The following is a 19670-nucleotide window of genomic DNA, read 5'->3' as shown; positions in this document are numbered from 1 at the left end:
GGAATGGCGGTATTCTCGCGGCCGCGAAGCGTGCTAGCGGCGCATAAAAAAAGCTCCCTTTCGGCAAACCGTCGGTTCGCCGAAAGGAAGCTTTCGCATCCGGATTAATTTTGCATGATGAAATCGTTCGTCGCTTGCTCGGATCCCTCGAACACTTTCAAGATCTCGTATTTCGTGTTCCGCTGGGCCGGAATTTTGCCCGCTTCGCGGATGATCCGCAGCGTCGAGCCGATGTTGACCTTGTGCGTCGTGCCGGCCGCGGAGACTACGTTCTCCTCGATCATCGTGCTGCCGAAGTCGTTGCAGCCGTAAGACAGCGTCAACTTGCCGATCTCCGGTCCCATCGTCACCCAAGACGACTGGAAATTGTCGATGTTGTCGAGCGCGATGCGGCTGATCGCCAGCGTCTTCAAGTATTCCTCCGGCGTCGCCTTTTCCCGCTTCATGTTCGTGTTCTCCGGCTGGAACGTCCACGGAATGAACGCCAGGAAGCCTTTGGAGTTGTAACCGTTCGCGAGGCAGTCGTCCTGCGCGTCGCGGACGCGCAGCAGATGGAGCGCGCGCTCCTCCATCTCCTCGCCGAACCCGATGACCATCGTCGCCGTCGTGTTCATGCCGACCTTATGCGCGGTGCGCATGACGTCCATCCAGTCCGTCCAGGAGCCTTTCAGGCGGCTGATCTTCCGCCGGGTGCGGTCGTCGAGAATCTCGCCGCCTCCGCCCGGCAGCGAATCGAGGCCGGCCTGGTTCAGCTCGATCAACACCTGCTCCAGCGACAAGCCGGACAGCGTCACCATCTTCTGAATCTCCGCCGGCGAGAACGAATGCATGGTGATCGCCGGAAATTGTTGTTTGATTTTGCGCAGGAGCTCCAAATAATACGTAAACGGCAGGTCCGGGTTGACGCCGCCCTGCATCAGGATTTCGGTTCCGTTCACGTCCGTCGTTTCCTTGATCTTCTGCAAAATCGTCTCGTCCGGCAGCACGTAGCCCTCTTTCGAGCCCGGCGGACGATAGAACGCGCAGAAGCGGCAGTAGACGTCGCAAATGTTCGTATAGTTAATATTGCGGCCGATGACGAACGTCGTGATCGGCTCCGGGTGGCGCCGCAGCATCAGCTGATTGGCGACATGCCCCATTTTTTCGATTTCGTCGGATTCAAACAGCGTCACGATCTCTTCCAATCCGATCCGATTCCCCTGCAATGCTTGATCCAGTATGCGGTCCACGTTTTGCAATGCGGAGACCTCCTTCTCTCTATCCGATTCCGTACCTTGTAGGTTCACTTCAGTCTACCACAAACGATAACGGCCGTCATTTGACGTCCGGGCCAGCAAATCTCCGCCAACATGACGAAAAACGCGGCTAGTCCGTCCGGACTGCCGCGCATTGCTTAATTTGCGCCATTTACCCGTTCAGCGCTTGATCCAGATCCGCGATGAGATCGTCGATGTCTTCCAGGCCGACGGAATACCGCAGCAGGCCGTCCGTGATCCCGCGCTCTTGGCGCACTTCGGGCGGCATCGCGGCGTGGGACATCATCGCCGGATACGACAGAATGCTTTCGACGGCGCCGAGGCTGACCGCGACGAGCGGAATCTTCACGCGGGACAGCACGGCTTTCGCGCGTTCTCCGTCGCCGACGTCGAACGAGACGACCGCGCCGTAGCCCTTGGACTGCTTCTCGTGCACGTCCCGGCGCGGGTGATCCGCCAAGCCCGGGAAGTAGACGTGCGTCACCGCCGGGTGCGCGTTCAGCCATTCCGCCAGCTTGCGGGCGCTCCGCTCGCTGTGCTCCATGCGCGCCTGCAGCGTCTTCATGCCGCGCATCAGCAGCCACGACTCTTGCGAGCCGAGCACCGTGCCGAGGCCGTTCTGCAGCTGCTTCAAGCGGCGCGCGAGGCCGTCGTCCGCCGCGACGGCCAGTCCCGCCAGCACGTCGCTGTGGCCGCCGAGAAACTTCGTCGCGCTGTGCAGCACGATGTCGACGCCGAGCTCGATCGGCCGCTGGTGATACGGCGTCATGAAGGTATTGTCCAGCAGCGTGATGAGGTCATGCCGCTTCGCCCATGCCGCGATTTCGCCGATGTCGGTGATCTTGAGCGTCGGGTTCGACGGCGTCTCCATGAAAACGGCCTTCGTGTTCGGCTTCAGCGCCGCCCGGACCGCCGCGAAATCGGTCATGTCCACGAACGTGGAGTCGATGCCGAGCCGGTTCAGCACCGTGGTCAGCAGCCGGTAGGTGCCGCCGTATACGTCCTCCGTCACGATGACGTGGTCGCCGGTCGAGAACAGCAGGAACGCCGTCGAGATCGCGGCCATGCCGGAGGCGAAGGCGAAACCGCGGACGCCGCCCTCCAGCACCGCGATGTAGTCTTCCAGCGCTTGGCGCGTCGGATTGCCGGAACGGCTGTAATCATGGACCGGCGGGTTGAAAATATCGTGATGGTGGAACGTCGACGCTTGATAGATCGGCACGCTGGACGCGCCGGTATGCTCGTCGATTTCCGAACCGAAATGGATCAGCTTCGTGGCGAATCGCGTCTCGGGCTTCTTGTTCGGGTCGCGCTCTTGTTGGTTGGACATCTTCTAAGCCTCCCCGATTTCGCGTTTGGCCGCTTCGAACGCCTGCGCCAGATCCGCGATCAAGTCATCCTGGTGCTCGATGCCGACGGAGAAGCGCAGCAGCCGGTCGTCGACGCCGATCCGCTCGCGAATCTCGAGCGGAATGTCCGCGTGCGTCTGCACCGCCGGATACGTCATGAGCGACTCGACGCCGCCCAGGCTCTCGGCGAACGCGATCAGCTTCACGTGGCGCAGGATCGGCTCGACGTAGGCCGCGTTCTTCAGGCGGAACGAGAAAATGCCGGTGTTGCCGGACGATTGGCGGCTCTGCTCCTCGTGTCCGGGGTGATGCGGAAGCGCCGGATAATACACCACGTCGACCGCTTCGTGCGTCAGCAGCCAGTTCGCGATCGCCGTCGCGTTGGCTTGATGGCGCTCCATGCGCAGGGCCAGCGTCTTCATGCCCCGCATGAGCAGCCAGGAATCCTGCGGCCCGAGCACGGCGCCGAGCGAGTTGTGCAGGAACGCCATTTGTTCAGACAGCTCCTTGCCCTTCGTCACGATCAGCCCGGCCAGCACGTCGTTGTGGCCGCCGAGGTATTTCGTCGCGCTGTGCACGACGATGTCGGCGCCGAGCTCGATCGGGCGCTGGAAGAACGGCGTCAGCAGCGTGTTGTCGACGATGCTGAGCAGGTGCTTCGACTTCGCCCAGGCGCAGACGCGTTCGAGGTCCGTGATCATCATAAGCGGATTGGTCGGCGTCTCGATGAGAATCGCCTTCGTCGAAGGCGTAACGAGCGTGTTCAGCGCGTCGAGATCGTTCGTATCCACGTAGGAAGCCGTTACGCCGAAGCGGGACATGATCCGCTCGAGCAGCCGGTACGTGCCGCCGTACAGGTCGAGCGACACGAGCAGGTGGTCGCCTTGCCCGAACAGCGAGAAAATCGTCGTCAACGCGGCCATGCCGCTGCTGCAGGCGAAGCCGGCGTCGCCGGACTCCAGCTCCGCCGCGGCTTCTTCCAGGACGGTGCGGGTCGGGCTCTTCGTGCGGGCGTAGTCGAAGCCGGTGCTCTCTCCGAGGCGCGGGTGGCGGAAGGCGGTCGATTGGTATACCGGGAAGCTGACGGCTCCGGTGACGGGCTCTTTAATGGATCCAATTTGCGCGAGGCGGCTTTCGATTTTCATGGACTGCGTTCTCTCCCTCTCCGTTGCATATTAGATGAAGCTAAATGCCTGCCCCCAAGTCGTACGGGGTTTGCTGGTACACGTAGTAGTTGAGCCAGTTCGAGAACAGCAGGTTCGCGTGCGAGCGCCAGGTGGACAGCGGCTGCTTCGACGGATCGTCGTTCGGGTAGTAATTCTTCGGAATGGCGATGTCCATGCCCTTCGCCCGGTCGCGGTCGTATTCGGCCTTCAGCGACGCGGGATCGTATTCGGAGTGGCCCGTCACGAAGATCTGCCGTCCGCTGCGGGACGCGACGAGGTAGACGCCGGCTTCCGGCGAATGCGACAAAATGTCCAGGTCGGCGACTTTCTCGATGTCCTCGCGGCGCACTTCCGTATGGCGCGACTGCGGAACGAAGAACTGCTCGTCGAAGCCTCTCATCAGCGGCACGTTGCGCTTCTCGATCTGATGCGGGAAGACGCCGAACATTTTCTCGGACAGATCGTGCTTCGGCACGCCGTAATGGTGGTACAGGCCCGCCTGCGCGGCCCAACAGATATGGAACGTCGACGTGACCTTGCGCGCGGACCAATCCATGATATCCTTCAGTTCTTCCCAATAGTTGACGTCTTCAAAATCCATCGTCTCGACCGGCGCGCCCGTGATGACCATGCCGTCAAAATACAGATGCTTGATGTCGTCGAACGTCTTATAGAACGAGTCCAGATGCTTCGCGGACGTATTCTTGGACGTATGCGTCTTCGGATGGATCAGCACGACCTCGACCTGAAGCGGCGTGTTGCCGATGAGCCGCAGCAGCTGGGTCTCGGTGATTTCCTTGTTCGGCATCAGGTTCAAAATAGCGATCCGCAGCGGGCGGATGTCCTGGTGATAGGCGACGCTTTCGTCCATCACGAAGATATTCTCCTCCGCGAGAATGTCTTTCGCGGGCAATTGGTCCGGTACTTTAATCGGCATGTCTACTCACTCCAGTCGTGAATTTTTACTGAGGAGCGTGAACGAAAACAGCCCCTCTCCGCAGAGAGGGGCATCACTTTATCGTACATGCGCCTCTCATCTCTCAGAAACCTGACGTTTCCGCAAGAATTAGCACCGTGCGTTCTCACGCCGGTTGCCGGGCTTCATCGGGCTAGTCCCTCCGCCTGCTCTTGATAAGAAAGCTTGCTTATTTAATTGTGCGAACACGTTATGGAAATACTTTAATTCATTCCGCCGTTTCCGTCAAGGCATCGCCGCCGGACCGGGCAAAAAACGTGTCACGGCGGGCTTTTCCCCGCATATGGTATGACGTGGGGACACCCGCCGCTTTTCTTCTTGTATGGAAAGACATTGTCGGAGTATACTAGACAAGGATTGCGCGAGCGCAATCAAAAATCGGAATTTACAAAGGGGTGTTTACGAATATGGAAGGCGACCCGAGGCCTGCGGACAACCGCATCGAACCCGCGCATTTCGCCGCGGTTCCTGCGCGCGTCCGCATCGATTACCGGCTAGCAGGAACAGCAGCGCGTCCGCTTGCGCCCGTTCGGTCCTATTCGTACCTCCGCGCTTTACATACGATGCGGTGAAGCGAATGGGCCGATAGGCGTATTCGCACGCGCTTCCTTCCTCATGCCGGCATCCGGGAAACAATCAGCATTAGGGCAAGAGAGGAGGAGCGCGGATGAAAATCCGTCATGTAACGCAAGGCGTGTTCGCGCCGATCGAAGATATTGCGACGGCGACGATTCCGCCTGCCGAAGGATTCTATTGGATCGACGCGGGCGTGGACGATCTGGAAGTCCTGCAGCCGCTGTTCTCGCTGCACGATCTGGCGGTCGAGGACTGCTTGAGCGAAGAAGAGCAGCGGCCGAAAATCGAAATCCACGAAGGCCATTATTTCCTGGTCATCAACAGCATCCGGTTCGACGACGAAGAAATTTTCCTGCGGGCGCTGAACATTTTTCTGGGCCGCCATTATATCATTACCGTTACGAAGCAAAAAATCAACGAGCTCCGCACGTTGAAGCCGATTCTGCTCGAGGAGCAGGTCAGCCGGCCGGACTACTTCCTGTATCATCTCGTCGACATCGTCGTCGATAATTACTTCCTCGTCGGCGATCGGATCGAGGCGCGCATCGAGAGTCTCGAGGAAGACATCCTCGTTCACACCAAGAAGTCGCATCTGAACGAAATCATCGGCCTCCGGTCCGAAATTCTGTGGCTGAAGAAGGTGCTCGGCCCGCAGAAGGAATTAATCGCGACGCTCAACAAGAAGGACCTGAAGCTGATCGACGACCAGCTCCAAAAATATTTCAGCGACATCTACGAGAACGCGGTGAAGATCGCCGAAACGTTCGAGACGTACCGCGATCTCATGGGCAACTTGCGAGAAGCGTATCAGTCCAGCCTGGCCAACCGCGCCAACGAAATCATGCGCGTGTTCACGGCGCTGACGACGATCTTCATGCCGCTGACGTTCCTGACCGGCATCTACGGCATGAACTTCGATTATATCCCGCTGCTTCATCTGCACGGCGGCTCTTACGTTCTGCTGACGTTCATGCTGATGCTCGGCTTCGGCATGTTCTTCATCTTCCGCAAGAAGGAATGGCTCTGAATGCCGATTCATCGGAAACGAACAAAAGCTCTCCAAGGACCGCGGTCCTTGGAGAGCTTTTTCGTTTGCGCGCGGGAACCGTGTCCCCACGCCGCGTCCGCCTAGGCGGCGTTACAGCTTGCCGATCGGCAGCTTGAACGTCTTCTTCGTCAGCGGATACAGCCATTTGACGCCGCTCGGCGTAAGCGTGTCGGCGATCAGATGGGACAGATAGCCCCACATCGCCGTCTGCGCGATGCCGTCCAGCGCCAGCTGCCGCTCCAGCCCCAGGCCGATTCCCCACCAAGCCGCGACCGCCCAGGCCGTATGGCTTAGACCGCGATGATTCAGCCAAGGCACCCAGGCGATGAAGACGCCGAGGCCGATCAGCCAGCTCATCTCCCCGGCGAAGCCGCCGTACAGCAGCCCGAGCCCGATCGCGCAGACGAGCGCGTTGCGGATGGTGCCGTTCCCGAGTACCAGCCCGAGCAGCAGCACGATCACCGCCGGTACCGCCCACTCCGGACGCAGCTCGCCTTTCGCCGCGAATACGCCGGCCGCGGCGGCCGCGAGCGCGAGGCCGCCCCAGATCAGCAGCCAATGGATCGTCTTGGCCGTGCGGTTCAGCTTGCCGCTCAGCAGGCTCGTGCCGTCCAGATCCGCGCCGAGCGCCGAGAACGCCGCCACCGCGACATAGAGCGCGGCATGCTTCGCCGCGAACGGATGGCTTGCCGCGGCCGCGACGCCGATGGCGACCCCGATCGCCAGATGCGTCGTTCCTTTCATATTGCGCGTCCTCTCCCCTTGCGACTGACTCCGGTGCTTTCCCGATCCGTTCTACGACGCCGCTTCCCCCGCCAGCGCTTCCTGCCGTCCCTTCTCCACGTTCACGGCGACCAGAATCGCGATGCCGATGATAAAAAAGGCCAACAGCGCCAAAATGCCGTAACGGCTCGAGCCCGTCAGCGTGCCCACGACCGAGAAGACGAACGGGCCCGCGACGGACGCGAACTTGCTGGACAGGCTGAGGAAGCCGAAAAACTCCGCCGTCCGCGAAGGCGGCACGAGCTCGGCGTACAGCGATCTGGCCGTCGCCTGGCTGCCGCCCTGCACGAGGCCGACCAGCGCGGCCAGCAAATAGAAATGAAGGGCGCTCGTCATGAAGAAGCCCAAAATGACGATGAGCACGTAGACGAGCAGCGAGCTGTAAATGGACGGTTTGATGCCGATCCGCCTCGCGAACTTGATGAACAGCAGCGTGCTGGGATACCCCACGAACTGCGTGATCAGCAGCGCGGCGATCAGATCGTTCGATTCGATGCCGATGCCGCTGCCGTAAATCGTCGCCATGACGATGACGGTGTTGATGCCGTCGTTGAAGAACCAGAACGCCGCCATGTACTTGAGCAGCTCGGGATAGCGCTTCAACGTGCCCGCCGTTGCCCGGATCCGGGCAAGGCCGCCGCCGATCGCCGCATCGATGCCGGAGACATGCGCGCCCGCCTTCTCCTTGACGTTGCGCATGACGGGAAGCGAGAACAGGATCCACCAGACGCCGACCGTCGCGAAGACCGTCTGCGTCGCCGCCGTCTTCGACGGAAAGCCCAGTTTATCGTAAAATAATATCATAACAAGATTCGCCGACAGCAGCAATCCGCCGCCCAAATAACCCATCGCATATCCTTTGTTGCTGACGGCGTTCATCGTCCCGGGCGTCGAGACGCTCGGCAGCAGCGCGTCGTAAAACGTATTCGAAGCGGCGAAGCCGATCGTGCCGATCACGACAAGAATCGACGCGAGCAGCCATCCGTCCTCGCCGATGAAGGCCATGCCGACGCAGGACGCGGCCCCGATGAACATGAAGACCGACAAGAACCTGACCTTCGAACCGGTATAATCGGCGACGGCGCCCAGGATCGGGCACAGGATCGCGACCAGAATCATCGCTGCCGTCTGCGTGAACCCCCAATAGTTTTCCGCGGTATTGCCCGCAAGCCCGGCGCCCGCGACTTCCTTGTAGAAGACCGGCATCACCGCGGCCATAATCGTCGTGGCGAACGCGGAATTCGCCCAGTCGTACATGATCCAGCTTCTGACTGCCTTCGGATCCATGCGGTCGTTTCGCTCCTTTATAGCGCTTTTGGCTTACACTTTATCAGACCTTTCGACAATTGTCCCATGAATCCTTCTAAAGGTATTGTGAAGCCGGGCGGAATCGGCCTCCCGTTCTTTGCTGTTCGCCGGATTATCATTTATAATAATAAGGCAGGGTGATAAAAAACTTTAATAGACAGGGAGGGCTTCCGTGAACATTAACCAGCTTGAAACGTTGTTGACGATTTCCCGCACCATGAGCTTCCGCAAAGCGGGCGAGCTGCTCAATCTGACGCAGCCGGCCGTATCCGCGCAAATCAAAAGTCTCGAGGACGAGTTTAAGACGGTGCTAATCGATCGGAACCAGCCCGTTACGCTCACCGACCGCGGCCAGGTGTTCCTGGACCACGCGGAGCGGATTCTCGCCATCGTGGAGGAGCTCAAACAGAAGCTGTCCGACCTCAACCAGACGCCGCAAGGCCACATCGTGCTCGGCACCACCTCCTCCATCGCCATTCAGATTTTGCCGCGCGTGCTGTCTTATTTTCAAAACCAATTCCCGCTCATCAAGACGACCATCCATTCCATGCCGTCGACCGGCGTCATGGCCAGCGTCGAGAACGGCAGCGTCGATATCGGCATTACGTACCTGACCGAACGCAATCCGAACGTGGAGACGGCGATTCTGTACTACGACACGTACGAGCTGGTCGTCGCGCCGGAGCATCCGATGAGCGAATTGAAGCATACTACCGTTGAATCGCTGAAGGACATACCCATGATTATGCTGTCGCCCGATACGTTAGGACGGCGGTTCCTGGACCAAATTTTCCGCAGATACGACCTGCAGCCGAACATCGTCATGGAGCTGTCGAGCAGCGAGGAAGTCAAGCGCATGGTGGAAATCAACCTCGGCGCGGCCGTCGTCTCCAAGCTCGCCATCGCCAACGAAGTGCGCCTCGGCACGCTGAAGCGCATCAAGGTGAACGAACTGGACATGAGCCACCCCGTCGGACTCGTCTACAAGTCGGGACGATACATCAATTCCGCGATGCAGCAGTTTTTGAGCGACCTGAAGGGCATGCCGGAAGATCAATTCATCAGCAGCGAATAGGAGGAGCCATCATGAAATTCGACTTACATACGCATCATTTCCGGTGCGGACACGCGGACGATACGATCGAGGATTATATTCAAGCGGCGATCAAGGAAGGGCTCGGCGTCATCGGAATCTCGGACCACTCGCCTTATTTCGCGAGCGAGCACGATCACCCGAACCCGGGCATCGCGATGGCCCGAAGCGAATTCGCGCATTATATCGAGGAAGTCCAGCGCCTGAAAGCGAAATACGAAGGCAAAATCGACGTGCTGCTCGGGGTGGAGTCGGACTTCTTCCCGGAGCACGCCGACGTCTACCGCGCCGTCTACGAGCCGATTCCGTTCGATTACGTCATCGGCTCCGTGCACCAGTCGGGCGGCGTCAGCATATTCAACCGCAATCGGTGGAAAGGCTTGTCGGCGGAGAAGCAGCTGGACCAGAAGCGGCTCTATTACAAGCTGATCGGCCAGTCCGCGCAGAGCGGCATGTTCCAGATCCTCGGCCATATCGACGCGATGAAAGGCTACTACCCGGCGTTCGCGGACATCCCGGCGGAGGACGCCGTCGACGAAGCGCTGAAGCTGATCGCGGACAGCCGGGTCGCCATTGAAATCAATACGTCGGGCGGCACCAAGGACGTCGGCGGCTGGTACCCGTCGGATGCGATTCTGGAACGGGCCCGCCATTTCGGCGTGGCCGTCACGTTCGGCTCCGACGCCCACAAGCCGAGCCGCGTCGGCGAGGATTGGGACCGGGTCGCGAAGCGGCTGAAGGAAATCGGCTTCACGCAGTGGCAATACTACAAAAACCGCCAGCCGGTCGTCGTGCCGCTCTGACCCTCCGGACAAAAAAAGGGGACCTGCACGCGGCAGGTCCAACAACGCATATATAATCAAAAGGGGGTCTTGGTCAGTATCTTACCCCACGAATGTAATGGGACCATAACAGGAACATTTCAGTTGTGTGACAATTTTTCGCGCGTCCCGGCAGAAAGGTGAACGACATGTGGTTTGCGGCAGCCGTCGGCAGCGCATTGCTCTTCGGGCTTGCGGGCTGGTGGATGAAAGTGTCCCAGATGCAGGGCGGTTCTCCCGCCTATCTGTTTCTGGGACTTTATTTTGCCGGCGCGGCGGGCTTCGCCGCGAACGGCGCCGCGGAGCACAGCCTCCTCGCGGGCTTGGCCGACGTCCGCGTCTGGCTCGCCGGCACGATCATCGGCGCCGGCTCCGCGCTTGGCAACGCTTTGTTCATGAAGGCGCTCGAATACGGTCCCGCCAGTCTGACCTCGCCCCTCACGAACATGAACATGCTGCTCGTGGTCGCGCTCGGCCTCGCGGCCTACGGCGAAGCGCTGTCGGCGTTCGAGCTTGCCGGCGTGATTCTTCTGCTCGCCGCGGTGGCGCTGATCTCCATGAAGTCCGGCGTCCGGCGGCAAGGCATCCGGCCGCCGTGGCATCTGTACGTCGGGCTCAGCATCGCGTTGTTCGCGCTGCGCAACGGCGGCATGAAGGTGACCGAAGAGATGGGTCTCGCCAGCTCCCCCGTTCTCTTCGTCGCCTATGCGCTGTCGTTCGCCGGCTTCGTCATATACGCCGTCCGCGATCGCACGCGCATCCGATCCGTCGGCCGGATCGAGGACTTCGTCGGCACGCGCCGGCTTGCCGTCTCCGGCATGGGTACCGGTTTGAAATGGGGGCTGATCGCCGGCCTCTTTTCGTACGCCGGCTTGCAGCTCTATGCGGTCGCGCTCGGCACGGGACAAGCCAGCATCGCCGGGCCGATCTTCGCCGCGAACAGCCTCGTCGTCGCCGCAGGCTCCATCCTGCTGTACCGCGAACGGCTGAACGCGCCGCAGTGGTCGGCCTTCGTCTTAATGTTTGCCGGCCTCGTTCTGATTCGATTGTGAGCAGCGCCACGACAGCACGCGCCGCAGCGCCAGCTGCGCCGACTCCTTCCGGCGGCGGACATAGCGGCGGAACCGCTTCGACGGCGATAGGCGCATCACCGCGCCCCAGCCGTCGTACCGCCCGTCCCGTTCGGCTAGCAGCCGGTGCAGCTCGCGGACGCGGGCGTTGACCGTATCGAGCTTGACGTCTTCGAACTTGCTGATGACGAGCGGATACGGATAATCCTGCTCCGGCTTGCTCTCCTTCTCTTTCTCGATCACATACCCCTCCTTCTCCAGCAGCCGCTCCATCGCGAGCCGGTCCTCGTCCTCCCGGAACAGCAGCCAATGATAGACGTTTCGCGGCTGCGCGATTTTATCGCCTTTATGAATGAGGGCGTAGATCATCTGCGCGTTATGAACGAACAGCTCCTCGAGCGTGTCCGGCAGCAGGTAACGGTAAAATTCCCACTGGGGATCCGGCTTCACGTAGCACTGCGCCCGGTGCGGCCAATGCTCGTCCACCCAAGCGCGCAGCGCGTCCTCCCCCGGCCGGTCCGCGGGCAAATAATAGTAGAACTCCAAGCGGGTCGCCGCGTTGATGCGTCCGGCATAGATCGCCCCGCGACCGCTCTCGAGCCACGCTTCCAGCTTCGATTCCAATTCCTCGAGCTGCGCGACGAACTGCCGTCTCGTCTTCACTTGATCGCGGACCGGATACAAATTGACCGTAATCGACAGCAGGTCCGGATAATCCGCCGCCGGTTCATCGTCTTTATACCCCGTATTGACAAGCACGCGCAGCTGTTCGCCTCCGTCGCGCCGTTCGTAAAATCCCCAATTGTCTGCCATGCTAGCACCTCGATGCCGCCTTGTACGGCTTTCTTTCGCTTCGTTCCATGCTCCCCTATTATAGCAGGCCGATTTCGACAGCGTACTAGAAAATATTTCGGTTTCGGTCCCGGCAAATATAAGCGAAATTTCCGGGGAAGCCGATTTTGAGACAAGCGTGAGACCGTTTCGCGGCGAATTTTGCACTTACTTAAGTATAGTTGATACAAATTCAAAAGTATTTTTGGGCGAAAGCCGAATATCCATTCCCTTTACAAATCGTCCTGTGTTACAATAGAAAGAACAGAAAGCGGGGTGATAACGTGGATTATTCCAAAATGTGCCCGAAGTACGAATGCGCTACCGAGCTGCTCGGCAAAAAATGGACCGGATTGATCATACGCGTGCTCCTGGGCGGACCGAAACGGTTCAAGGAGATTAAAGAGCAGATTCCCGAAATGAGCGACAAAATGCTCACGGACCGGATGAAGGAGCTCGAGCAGTGCGACATCATTAAACGGAACGTTTATCCGGAGATGCCCGTCCGGATCGAATACGAATTAACCGCCAAAGGGCAAGGATTAGAGCCCGTTATCCGCTCCATTCAAGATTGGGGCGAACATTGGTGCTAAGCGGCCGTAGCGCGCGGCTTATGCTCTTATAGCAAAAGAGGCAGTTCCCGACGGGGACTGCCTCTTTTGCGTTTGGCGGTGCGCAGGTTTGCGCATGGGAGCGACTTTGGTGCGAAGCACCGCGGGAGCGCGAATCGTAAAGATCGTACGGCATGCCGGCCCCATCCGGGGGGAGCCGCAGCCCTCCCCCCGCGCCAGCGCAGGTTTCAAAAGCCGCCGCTCCCTTGGCGCGGCGGACAAAAAAGAGGCACCGCGCAGGAATCCGCAGCGGCGCCCCCCGGGCCGGCACGGAGCACGGCGTTTACGAAGTCGAGCGACTTTGGTGCGAAGCACCGCGGAGCGCGAATTCGTAAAGGACGTACGGCGTGCCGGCCCCATCCGGGGGGACCGCAGCAAGGTCATCCTGCCGCAATGCCTCTTCCGCCCGCCAACTAAGCGGCGGCTTTTTCCTCAAACCGAAGCTACATGCCCAGCCATTTCTTGAACAGATGCTTCGTCGTATCTTTGTTGATCGCCGCGATCGACGTCGTCAGCGGAATGCCTTTCGGGCACGAGCGCACGCAGTTCTGCGAGTTGCCGCAGCCCTCGATCCCGCCGTCGGTCATAAGCGCGTCGAGACGCTCTTCCATGTGCATTTCGCCCGTCGGATGCGCGTTGAACAAGCGAACCTGCGAAATCGCCGCCGGACCGATGAAGCTGTTCCGGTCGTTGACGTTCGGGCACGACTCCAGGCAGACGCCGCACGTCATGCACTTGGACAGCTCGTACGCCCATTGGCGCTTCGTTTCCGCCATCCGCGGGCCCGGGCCGAGATCGTACGTACCGTCGATCGGGATCCACGCCTTCACGCGCTTCAGCGCGTTGAACATGCGCTCGCGATTGATGACGAGGTCGCGCACGACCGGGAACGTCTTCATCGGCGCGAGACGGACCGGCTGCTCCAATTTGTCGATCAGCGAGCTGCACGCTTGGCGCGGCTTGCCGTTGATAACCATGGAGCAAGCGCCGCAAACCTCCTCCAGACAATTGGACTCCCAGCAAACGGGAGCCGTCTTCTGGCCGTCGCTCTTCTTCGGGTTGCGCTGAATTTCCATCAGCGCGCTGATTACGTTCATGTTCGCGCGGTACGGCACTTCGAATTCTTCCGTATACGGCGCGGAATCCGGCGCGTCCTGGCGCGTGATGACCAGCTTGACCGTTTTCGTTGCTACTGCTGCTTCCGCCATCGTGATTCTCCTTCCTTCCTAGGACTTGTTCTTGGAATAGTCGCGTTTACGCGGCGTGATCAGCGACACGTCGACGTCCTCGTACGAGATTTGCGGCCCTTCCGCCGTCCATTTGGCCTTCGTCGTCTTGAGGAAATCCTCGTCGTTGCGGTCCGGGAATTCCGGCTTGTAATGCGCGCCGCGGCTTTCGTTCCGCAGCAGGGCGCCGAGCGTCATCGCTTCGGACAGCTCCAGCATGTTCCACAGCTGGCGGGTGAACGCCACGCCCGCGTTGTTCCAGCGCGCCGTATCGTTGATGTTGATGTTGCGGTAGCGCTGCTTCAGTTCCTTGATCGTCGAGATCGTGTCTTCCAGACGCTTGTTGAAGCGCACGACCGTCATGTTGTTCGTCATGAGCTCGCCGAGCTCTTTATGCAGCACGTACGCGTTTTCCGTGCCGTCCATCTTGAGGATGCCCTCGTATTTGTCCGTTTGGCGCTTCTTCTCGCGGTCGTATACGGAGGACGGGAGGTCTTCGGCCGATTTCTTCAAGCCTTTGATATATTCGACGGCCTTCGGTCCCGTGACCATGCCGCCGTAGATGGCCGACAGCAGGGAGTTCGCGCCGAGACGGTTCGCGCCGTGGTATTGGTACTCGCATTCGCCGCAGGCGAAGAGGCCGGGAATGTTGGTCATCTGGTTGTAGTCGACCCACATGCCGCCCATCGAATAGTGAACCGCCGGGAAAATCTTCATCGGAATTTTCCGCGGGTCGTCGCCCGTGAATTTCTCGTAGATCTCGATGATGCCGCCGAGCTTGACGTCCAGCTCCTTCGGATCCTTGTGCGACAGATCCAGGTACACCATGTTCTCGCCGTTAATGCCGAGCTTCTCGTCGACGCAGACCGCGAAGATCTCGCGCGTCGCGATGTCGCGCGGCACCAGGTTGCCGTAGGCCGGGTATTTCTCTTCGAGGAAGTACCACGGCTTGCCATCCTTGTACGTCCAGATCCGGCCGCCTTCGCCGCGCGCGGATTCCGACATCAGGCGCAGCTTGTCGTCGCCCGGAATCGCCGTCGGGTGAATTTGGATGAACTCGCCGTTCGCGTAGTACACGCCTTGCTGGTAGACCGCGCTGGCGGCCGTGCCCGTGTTGATGACGGAGTTCGTCGTTTTGCCGAAAATGATGCCGGGACCGCCCGTCGCCAGGATCGTCGCGTCCGCGGCGAACGTATGGATCTCCATCGTGCGGAGGTCCTGCGCGGAAACGCCGCGGCAAACGCCGTCGTCGTCCAGGATCGCGCCCATGAATTCCCAGTGCTCGCGCTTCGTCACGAGGCCGGCCGTTTCCCAGCGGCGGACTTGTTCGTCCAGCGCGTACAGCAGCTGCTGGCCGGTCGTCGCGCCGGCGAACGCCGTGCGGTGGTATTGCGTGCCGCCGAAACGGCGGAAGTCGAGCAGACCTTCCGGCGTGCGGCTGAACATGACGCCCATCCGGTCCATCAAGTGGATGATGCCCGGGGCGGCGTCGCACATCGCTTTAACCGGCGGTTGGTTCGCCAGGAAGTCGCCGCCGTAGACCGTATCGTCGAAGTGTTCCCACGTGGAATCGCCTTCGCCCTTCGTGTTGACCGCGCCGTTGATGCCGCCTTGCGCGCAGACCGAGTGGGACCGCTTGACGGGCACGACCGAGAACAGGTCGACGTGTACGCCCGCTTCCGCGGCTTTTATGGTAGCCATCAGGCCGGCGAGTCCGCCGCCGACGACAATGATTCTGTTTTTAGCCATTGCATTTCGCTCCTTGTCTTAAACTCAAACGAGATTCGTCAATTGCAGGGCAGCGGAAGCCGCCTCCTTGAATTCGTCGCCGCGGAAGGCGATCAGCGACGCCAAGAACAACACCGCCACGATTACGAACACGCCCATCCAAATGTAAGAGGAGACGCGCTGCGCGCGAGGTCCGACCGTGATGCCCCAGCTGACGAGGAACGCCCACATGCCGTTGCTGAAGTGGAAGGTCGCGGCCAGAATGCCGATGACGTACAGCACGAAGTAGAACCCGTTCGTCGTGATCGAGTGCATCTGATTGCCGAGTTCTTCGTGCGTGAGGTTGCCGATCATGACTTGGAACCTCGCTTGGTACATATGCCAGAAAACAAAAATGAAGGTGATCACGCCGGTGATCCGCTGCAGCGTGAACGCCCAGTTGCGGCCGTATTGGAAGCGGCCGGTGTTCAGGTTGGATTGGTACGCCACATAGAGGCCGTACACGCCGTGGAACAGCAGCGGCAGCCAGATGCCGACGAGCTCCAAGACGAAGACGAACGGCAAGTCATTCAGGAACGTGACGGTATCCTTGAACCCCTGCGGCCCTTTCTCGACGGCCGAGAAGTTCGATACCATGTGTTCGATGATGAACAGGCCGAGCGGGATGACTCCGAGCAAGGAGTGAATCTTGCGCGATAAATACGAATTTCCTTTCATAACGTAAACGTTCTCCTTTCCAAACTGTGGCGTTCCATTCGCCAATTTTCGCCATTCGCCAAAACCATTCTCCATTGTAACCTCAGCCCAGATGAGCGTCAATAAATAATAGATTCACACAAAATGGTCACATTTCACATGATACTCCTTTTGCGCTTATAATGGAATTGCGTATTATTCATTAAAAGTTATAACCTATTTGCATATACGATACTTCGGAAAAGGAGCTGTGCACGCCGTGCTCGAAGAATTGAACATGTTTACCGTCGTCGTCGAACAGTCCAGCATGAACAAAGCGTCGGCGGCGCTCAATCTGTCCCAGCCCGCCCTCTCCCGCAAAATCGCCAAGCTTGAGCAGGAGCTCGGCGCGCTGCTCTTCCGGCGCGTCGGCAAACGCCTGGAGCTGACCCGCATCGGCCAGCTGACGTACGACTACGCGGTGGAGGCGCGGCAGCAGCATCTGCGCTTCCTGAAGCTGCTCGCGGAATACAAGCATGCCGGACGCGCGACCTTCACGATCGGCGCGAGCCTCACGACGCTGCAAACCTCGCTGCCGGATCTCATCCAGGCGCTGACGGCCCGGAGCCCGGAGCTCGACATCAAAGCGATCACGGGCAAGACGCACGAGATCGTCACGCTCATCCGGGACCGGAAGGCCGACCTCGGCATCGTCGCCTCCCGGATCGAGGACGCCCAGCTGACGTGCGTGCCGCTGTTCGACGACCACCTCGTCCTCGTCCTGCCGCGCAACCATTTTATAATGGAGAAGAACGCGCCCGTCATTACGGACCTGAACGGCCTGCCGATGATTCTGTTCTCCAAGGGAACCTGGTACCGCATCCTGACGGACGAGCTGTTCGAGAAATACCGGCTGCTGCCCGATGTCCGCATGGAGATCGACTCATTCGAGGCGATTCTCCGCCTGCTCCATACGTGCCGCGCGGCAACGCTGCTGCCCAAGTCGTACCTGCGGCCGCAAATGCTGGCCGACAACGACCTGCAGGTCGTCCCGATCCGCGAGCTGGAGGAATCGAAGCGGACGACGTCGCTCATCTACGACCAGTCGGACGGCTTCAATCCCGCCGTGCGCCGCTGGATCGAGGAGGTCGCCGCCCAGTACAAGCCGGTCTAGCGGCTTCGGGTTCCATTACCGCCGGGCGGAACCGGCGGAAACAATCCCCTCATTATTGTTTGCCATTTTTCGTATCCAATACCATGGATGGCGGGCGCGAAGCTGCCGATGATAAGAGGAAGGGATTCATGCCGATTCCAGGACCGATAAGATCGCGGCGATAGCGCGGCGCAAAGTTTGCTTCGGCCGAACGTGTTAATGCCCCGCGATCCCGAATATGAATATGACAAGCCGGCCCGCGCCCCGCGCCCCGGCGAACGAAGATTCTATGCAGACGAGGTGCTCAATGGACCCATTGCGGTTAAACCCGAATTGGAAATGGTACGGCTTGCTGGCCGGCATCGGCCTGATCGTGTATTTGCTCGTGCAAATCGTTCCGGCGACGGCCGACTCCTTCTTCGACAGCGGAAGCGAGCCGGTCATGGACAAACGCGACGCGGAGGCGAAAGCGGCGGCGTTCGTCGAGAAGCAGTTCGCGAGCCGGCCGGTCGCCGTTCATGCCGTGCATCAATCGGACAGCCTGCTGTACGGCTACTTGGAGAAGAACAAGCTGACCCGCGGATACGACGACAAATACGACCGGACGCTGCCGACCGAGACCTACCAGACGACGGCCGACATGCCCGACGGCAGCGAAATCTTCGTCTATCAGCACATGCAGAACGGCTCGGTCGTCGGCTGGAACCGGCTGGGCAAGCAGCAGGGCGCTCCGGCTCGGGGGACCGAGCTGAGCGATGCCGCGCTCGCCTTCCTCGCCTCCAAAGGCTACCCGAAAGCGGAGTTGACGGCGTTCCGCGTACAGCCGGATACCGGAACCGTCGTGTTCGAGAAAAAAAGCGCGGCCGGCGCCGGAGATGCCAAGCTCCGCCTGACGGTCCGCGGCGAGAAGCTGGAGAACGGCAGCTTCCGCATCACGGCGTTCAAACCGGCGTTCGCGGTGCCGCAGAGCTACGCCGAGTACGTCGCGAAGCAGAAGAAGCTCGCCAATTACTTATCGACGCTGGGCAGCCTGTTCTTATCGTTCGTCCTGTTCATTTTGGCCATCATTTACGCCTCCCTGTATCGAAAGCACAGCTCCTTCGTGCGCGGCATCGTCATCTCGCTGCTGTTCCTCGCCATGTACATCGTCAACGACGTCAACATGAAGGATGGCCTGCTCGCCGGTTACGGCGAAACGTCCGACGGCAGCGTGCTCGCCGCGGCGGCCGTCCTCGTCAGCTGCCTTGTCACGGTCGTCATGGCGCTCGCCGTCTATTTCTCGCTTGTCGGCGGAGACGGCTTGTGGCGGGCCATGGGCCGCAACCCGTGGCCGCGTTACGGTCAACCCGGCTACGGCGATCATGTATGGCGGAGCATGTGGCTCGGTTACCTGACCGCGTTCGCGCTGCTCGGGCTGCAGACGGTCATCTTCATCGTGCTCACGCACGCGTACGGTTCCTGGTCGACGACGGACGTGACGCAATCGACCTACAATCTCGCGGTGCCGTGGGCGTTCCCGCTGCTGGCCTGGTGCGCCGCCATCTCCGAGGAAGCGGTATTCCGGCTGTTCGGCATCGGGCTCATGAAGCGCTGGTTCCGGAACAGCTTCGTCGCCTCGCTTATTCCGACGGTCATCTGGGCGCTCGGGCACGTTACCTATCCGATCTTCCCGTCGACCACCCGGCTGCTGGAGCTGACCGTCATCGGCCTCGTCTTCAGCTTCATGTTCCTGCGCTTCGGCTTCATTACCGTGCTGTTCGCCCACGCCATCTTCGACAGCACCATGATGGCGCTCTCCCTCGTCTTCATGGGCGGCGCCGAAAATATCGCGGCCGGCATCGTCTACATTCTGCTGCCGATTCCGATCGCCTGGCTGTTCCGGTCCTGGGACCGCCGCGCCAAGCGGTCCGGACCGCGCGCGATCGACGCGATCGATACGTAAACGCGAGGTTCGCGCGCAAGCCATGCGCACAGGCGGCCGCGCAGCAGCTGGCCGCCGA

Annotated in this window: 17 protein-coding genes and 1 riboswitch; of the genes, 7 read left to right on the top strand and 10 right to left on the bottom strand. The window is 60.2% G+C overall.

Going from position 1 to position 19670, the window contains the following annotated elements; all coding sequences use genetic code 11:
* Window positions 1–104: 104 nt before the first annotated feature.
* The 4 genes from mqnC to metA form a co-directional block, all read right to left on the bottom strand.
* Window positions 105–1238: a cyclic dehypoxanthinyl futalosine synthase gene (mqnC, locus tag I8J29_RS13600; protein ID WP_208848123.1), complete on the bottom strand. Its 1134-nt coding sequence runs from the start codon at window positions 1236–1238 to the stop codon at window positions 105–107.
* A 169-nt stretch (window positions 1239–1407) separates the two neighbouring features.
* Window positions 1408–2586, bottom strand: coding sequence for an aminotransferase class I/II-fold pyridoxal phosphate-dependent enzyme (locus tag I8J29_RS13595; protein ID WP_208848122.1), 1179 nt, complete (start codon window positions 2584–2586; stop codon window positions 1408–1410).
* A gap of 3 nt (window positions 2587–2589) precedes the next feature.
* Window positions 2590–3750 carry a PLP-dependent transferase gene (locus I8J29_RS13590; protein ID WP_208848121.1) on the bottom strand — a complete coding sequence of 387 codons (1161 nt, stop codon included), beginning with the start codon at window positions 3748–3750 and terminating at the stop codon, window positions 2590–2592.
* 40 nt (window positions 3751–3790) lie between these two features.
* Window positions 3791–4708, bottom strand: coding sequence for a homoserine O-acetyltransferase MetA (metA, locus tag I8J29_RS13585; RefSeq protein ID WP_208848120.1), 918 nt, complete (start codon window positions 4706–4708; stop codon window positions 3791–3793).
* Window positions 4709–4801: 93 nt separating this feature from the next.
* A riboswitch (SAM riboswitch) is annotated at window positions 4802–4909 on the bottom strand.
* Window positions 4910–5414: 505 nt separating this feature from the next.
* Between metA and corA the strand changes: the two genes are divergently transcribed.
* Window positions 5415–6350: a magnesium/cobalt transporter CorA gene (corA, locus tag I8J29_RS13580; protein ID WP_208848119.1), complete on the top strand. Its 936-nt coding sequence runs from the start codon at window positions 5415–5417 to the stop codon at window positions 6348–6350.
* Between the two features lie 111 nt (window positions 6351–6461).
* Here the strand turns inward: corA and I8J29_RS13575 are convergent, their stop codons facing one another.
* A complete protein-coding gene (locus tag I8J29_RS13575) occupies window positions 6462–7115 on the bottom strand; it encodes a metal-dependent hydrolase (RefSeq protein WP_208848118.1) in 654 nt (217 codons plus the stop codon).
* A gap of 51 nt (window positions 7116–7166) precedes the next feature.
* Window positions 7167–8441 carry an MFS transporter gene (locus tag I8J29_RS13570; protein ID WP_208848117.1) on the bottom strand — a complete coding sequence of 425 codons (1275 nt, stop codon included), beginning with the start codon at window positions 8439–8441 and terminating at the stop codon, window positions 7167–7169.
* A 193-nt stretch (window positions 8442–8634) separates the two neighbouring features.
* Here I8J29_RS13570 and I8J29_RS13565 point away from each other — a divergent pair, with 193 nt between their 5' ends.
* The 3 genes from I8J29_RS13565 to I8J29_RS13555 all read left to right on the top strand — a co-directional run bounded on the left by I8J29_RS13565 (window position 8635) and on the right by I8J29_RS13555 (window position 11428).
* On the top strand, window positions 8635–9537 hold the full coding sequence (locus tag I8J29_RS13565) for a LysR family transcriptional regulator (protein ID WP_090640774.1): 903 nt from the start codon (window positions 8635–8637) through the stop codon (window positions 9535–9537).
* Window positions 9538–9548: 11 nt separating this feature from the next.
* A complete protein-coding gene (locus I8J29_RS13560) occupies window positions 9549–10358 on the top strand; it encodes a histidinol-phosphatase (protein ID WP_208848116.1) in 810 nt (269 codons plus the stop codon).
* A gap of 167 nt (window positions 10359–10525) precedes the next feature.
* Window positions 10526–11428: an EamA family transporter gene (locus I8J29_RS13555; protein ID WP_208848115.1), complete on the top strand. Its 903-nt coding sequence runs from the start codon at window positions 10526–10528 to the stop codon at window positions 11426–11428.
* Here the strand turns inward: I8J29_RS13555 and I8J29_RS13550 are convergent.
* Entirely contained in the window at window positions 11393–12259 is an 867-nt protein-coding gene (locus tag I8J29_RS13550) for a DUF695 domain-containing protein (RefSeq protein ID WP_208848114.1), read from the bottom strand. The genes I8J29_RS13555 and I8J29_RS13550 overlap by 36 nt on opposite strands.
* 302 nt (window positions 12260–12561) lie before the next feature.
* On the opposite strand from I8J29_RS13550, the gene I8J29_RS13545 reads away from it, so the two are divergent.
* A complete protein-coding gene (locus I8J29_RS13545; protein ID WP_338113150.1) occupies window positions 12562–12870 on the top strand; it encodes a winged helix-turn-helix transcriptional regulator in 309 nt (102 codons plus the stop codon).
* A gap of 461 nt (window positions 12871–13331) precedes the next feature.
* Here the strand turns inward: I8J29_RS13545 and sdhB are convergent, their stop codons facing one another.
* From sdhB to I8J29_RS13530, 3 genes are read right to left on the bottom strand one after another with little or no spacing between them, the layout of a single operon-like run.
* Window positions 13332–14096, bottom strand: coding sequence for a succinate dehydrogenase iron-sulfur subunit (gene sdhB / locus I8J29_RS13540; protein ID WP_208848113.1), 765 nt, complete (start codon window positions 14094–14096; stop codon window positions 13332–13334).
* 18 nt (window positions 14097–14114) lie between these two features.
* The gene (gene sdhA, locus I8J29_RS13535) at window positions 14115–15863 is read right to left on the bottom strand and encodes a succinate dehydrogenase flavoprotein subunit (RefSeq protein WP_090640765.1); all 1749 of its coding nucleotides are present in this window, start codon (window positions 15861–15863) and stop codon (window positions 14115–14117) included.
* Between the two features lie 24 nt (window positions 15864–15887).
* A complete protein-coding gene (locus I8J29_RS13530) occupies window positions 15888–16559 on the bottom strand; it encodes a succinate dehydrogenase cytochrome b558 subunit (protein ID WP_208848112.1) in 672 nt (223 codons plus the stop codon).
* A 238-nt stretch (window positions 16560–16797) separates the two neighbouring features.
* Between I8J29_RS13530 and I8J29_RS13525 the strand changes: the two genes are divergently transcribed.
* Together I8J29_RS13525 and I8J29_RS13520 are read left to right on the top strand one after the other, a co-directional pair.
* Complete coding sequence (locus I8J29_RS13525; RefSeq protein ID WP_208848111.1) at window positions 16798–17691, top strand: LysR family transcriptional regulator; 894 nt, start codon at window positions 16798–16800, stop codon at window positions 17689–17691.
* A gap of 286 nt (window positions 17692–17977) precedes the next feature.
* The gene (locus I8J29_RS13520) at window positions 17978–19612 is read left to right on the top strand and encodes a CPBP family glutamic-type intramembrane protease (RefSeq protein WP_208848110.1); all 1635 of its coding nucleotides are present in this window, start codon (window positions 17978–17980) and stop codon (window positions 19610–19612) included.
* Window positions 19613–19670 lie beyond the last annotated feature (58 nt).

This window comes from Paenibacillus artemisiicola, from assembly GCF_017652985.1.
In the GTDB taxonomy this organism is placed as follows: domain Bacteria; phylum Bacillota; class Bacilli; order Paenibacillales; family Paenibacillaceae; genus Paenibacillus_Z; species Paenibacillus_Z artemisiicola.
The sequence above is the reverse complement of the archived record's forward strand: the minus strand, read 5'-3'. Positions and strand labels throughout refer to the sequence as shown.

Coding starts and splice junctions, on each gene's coding strand:
- I8J29_RS13595 (WP_208848122.1), bottom strand. CDS start 2,586: ATGTCCAACCAACAAGAGCGCGACCCGAACAAGAAGCCCGAGACGCGA.
- I8J29_RS13590 (WP_208848121.1), bottom strand. CDS start 3,750: ATGAAAATCGAAAGCCGCCTCGCGCAAATTGGATCCATTAAAGAGCCC.
- metA (WP_208848120.1), bottom strand. CDS start 4,708: ATGCCGATTAAAGTACCGGACCAATTGCCCGCGAAAGACATTCTCGCG.
- corA (WP_208848119.1), top strand. CDS start 5,415: ATGAAAATCCGTCATGTAACGCAAGGCGTGTTCGCGCCGATCGAAGAT.
- I8J29_RS13575 (WP_208848118.1), bottom strand. CDS start 7,115: ATGAAAGGAACGACGCATCTGGCGATCGGGGTCGCCATCGGCGTCGCG.
- I8J29_RS13570 (WP_208848117.1), bottom strand. CDS start 8,441: ATGGATCCGAAGGCAGTCAGAAGCTGGATCATGTACGACTGGGCGAAT.
- I8J29_RS13560 (WP_208848116.1), top strand. CDS start 9,549: ATGAAATTCGACTTACATACGCATCATTTCCGGTGCGGACACGCGGAC.
- I8J29_RS13555 (WP_208848115.1), top strand. CDS start 10,526: ATGTGGTTTGCGGCAGCCGTCGGCAGCGCATTGCTCTTCGGGCTTGCG.
- I8J29_RS13550 (WP_208848114.1), bottom strand. CDS start 12,259: ATGGCAGACAATTGGGGATTTTACGAACGGCGCGACGGAGGCGAACAG.
- sdhB (WP_208848113.1), bottom strand. CDS start 14,096: ATGGCGGAAGCAGCAGTAGCAACGAAAACGGTCAAGCTGGTCATCACG.
- sdhA (WP_090640765.1), bottom strand. CDS start 15,863: ATGGCTAAAAACAGAATCATTGTCGTCGGCGGCGGACTCGCCGGCCTG.
- I8J29_RS13530 (WP_208848112.1), bottom strand. CDS start 16,559: ATGAAAGGAAATTCGTATTTATCGCGCAAGATTCACTCCTTGCTCGGA.
- I8J29_RS13520 (WP_208848110.1), top strand. CDS start 17,978: ATGGACCCATTGCGGTTAAACCCGAATTGGAAATGGTACGGCTTGCTG.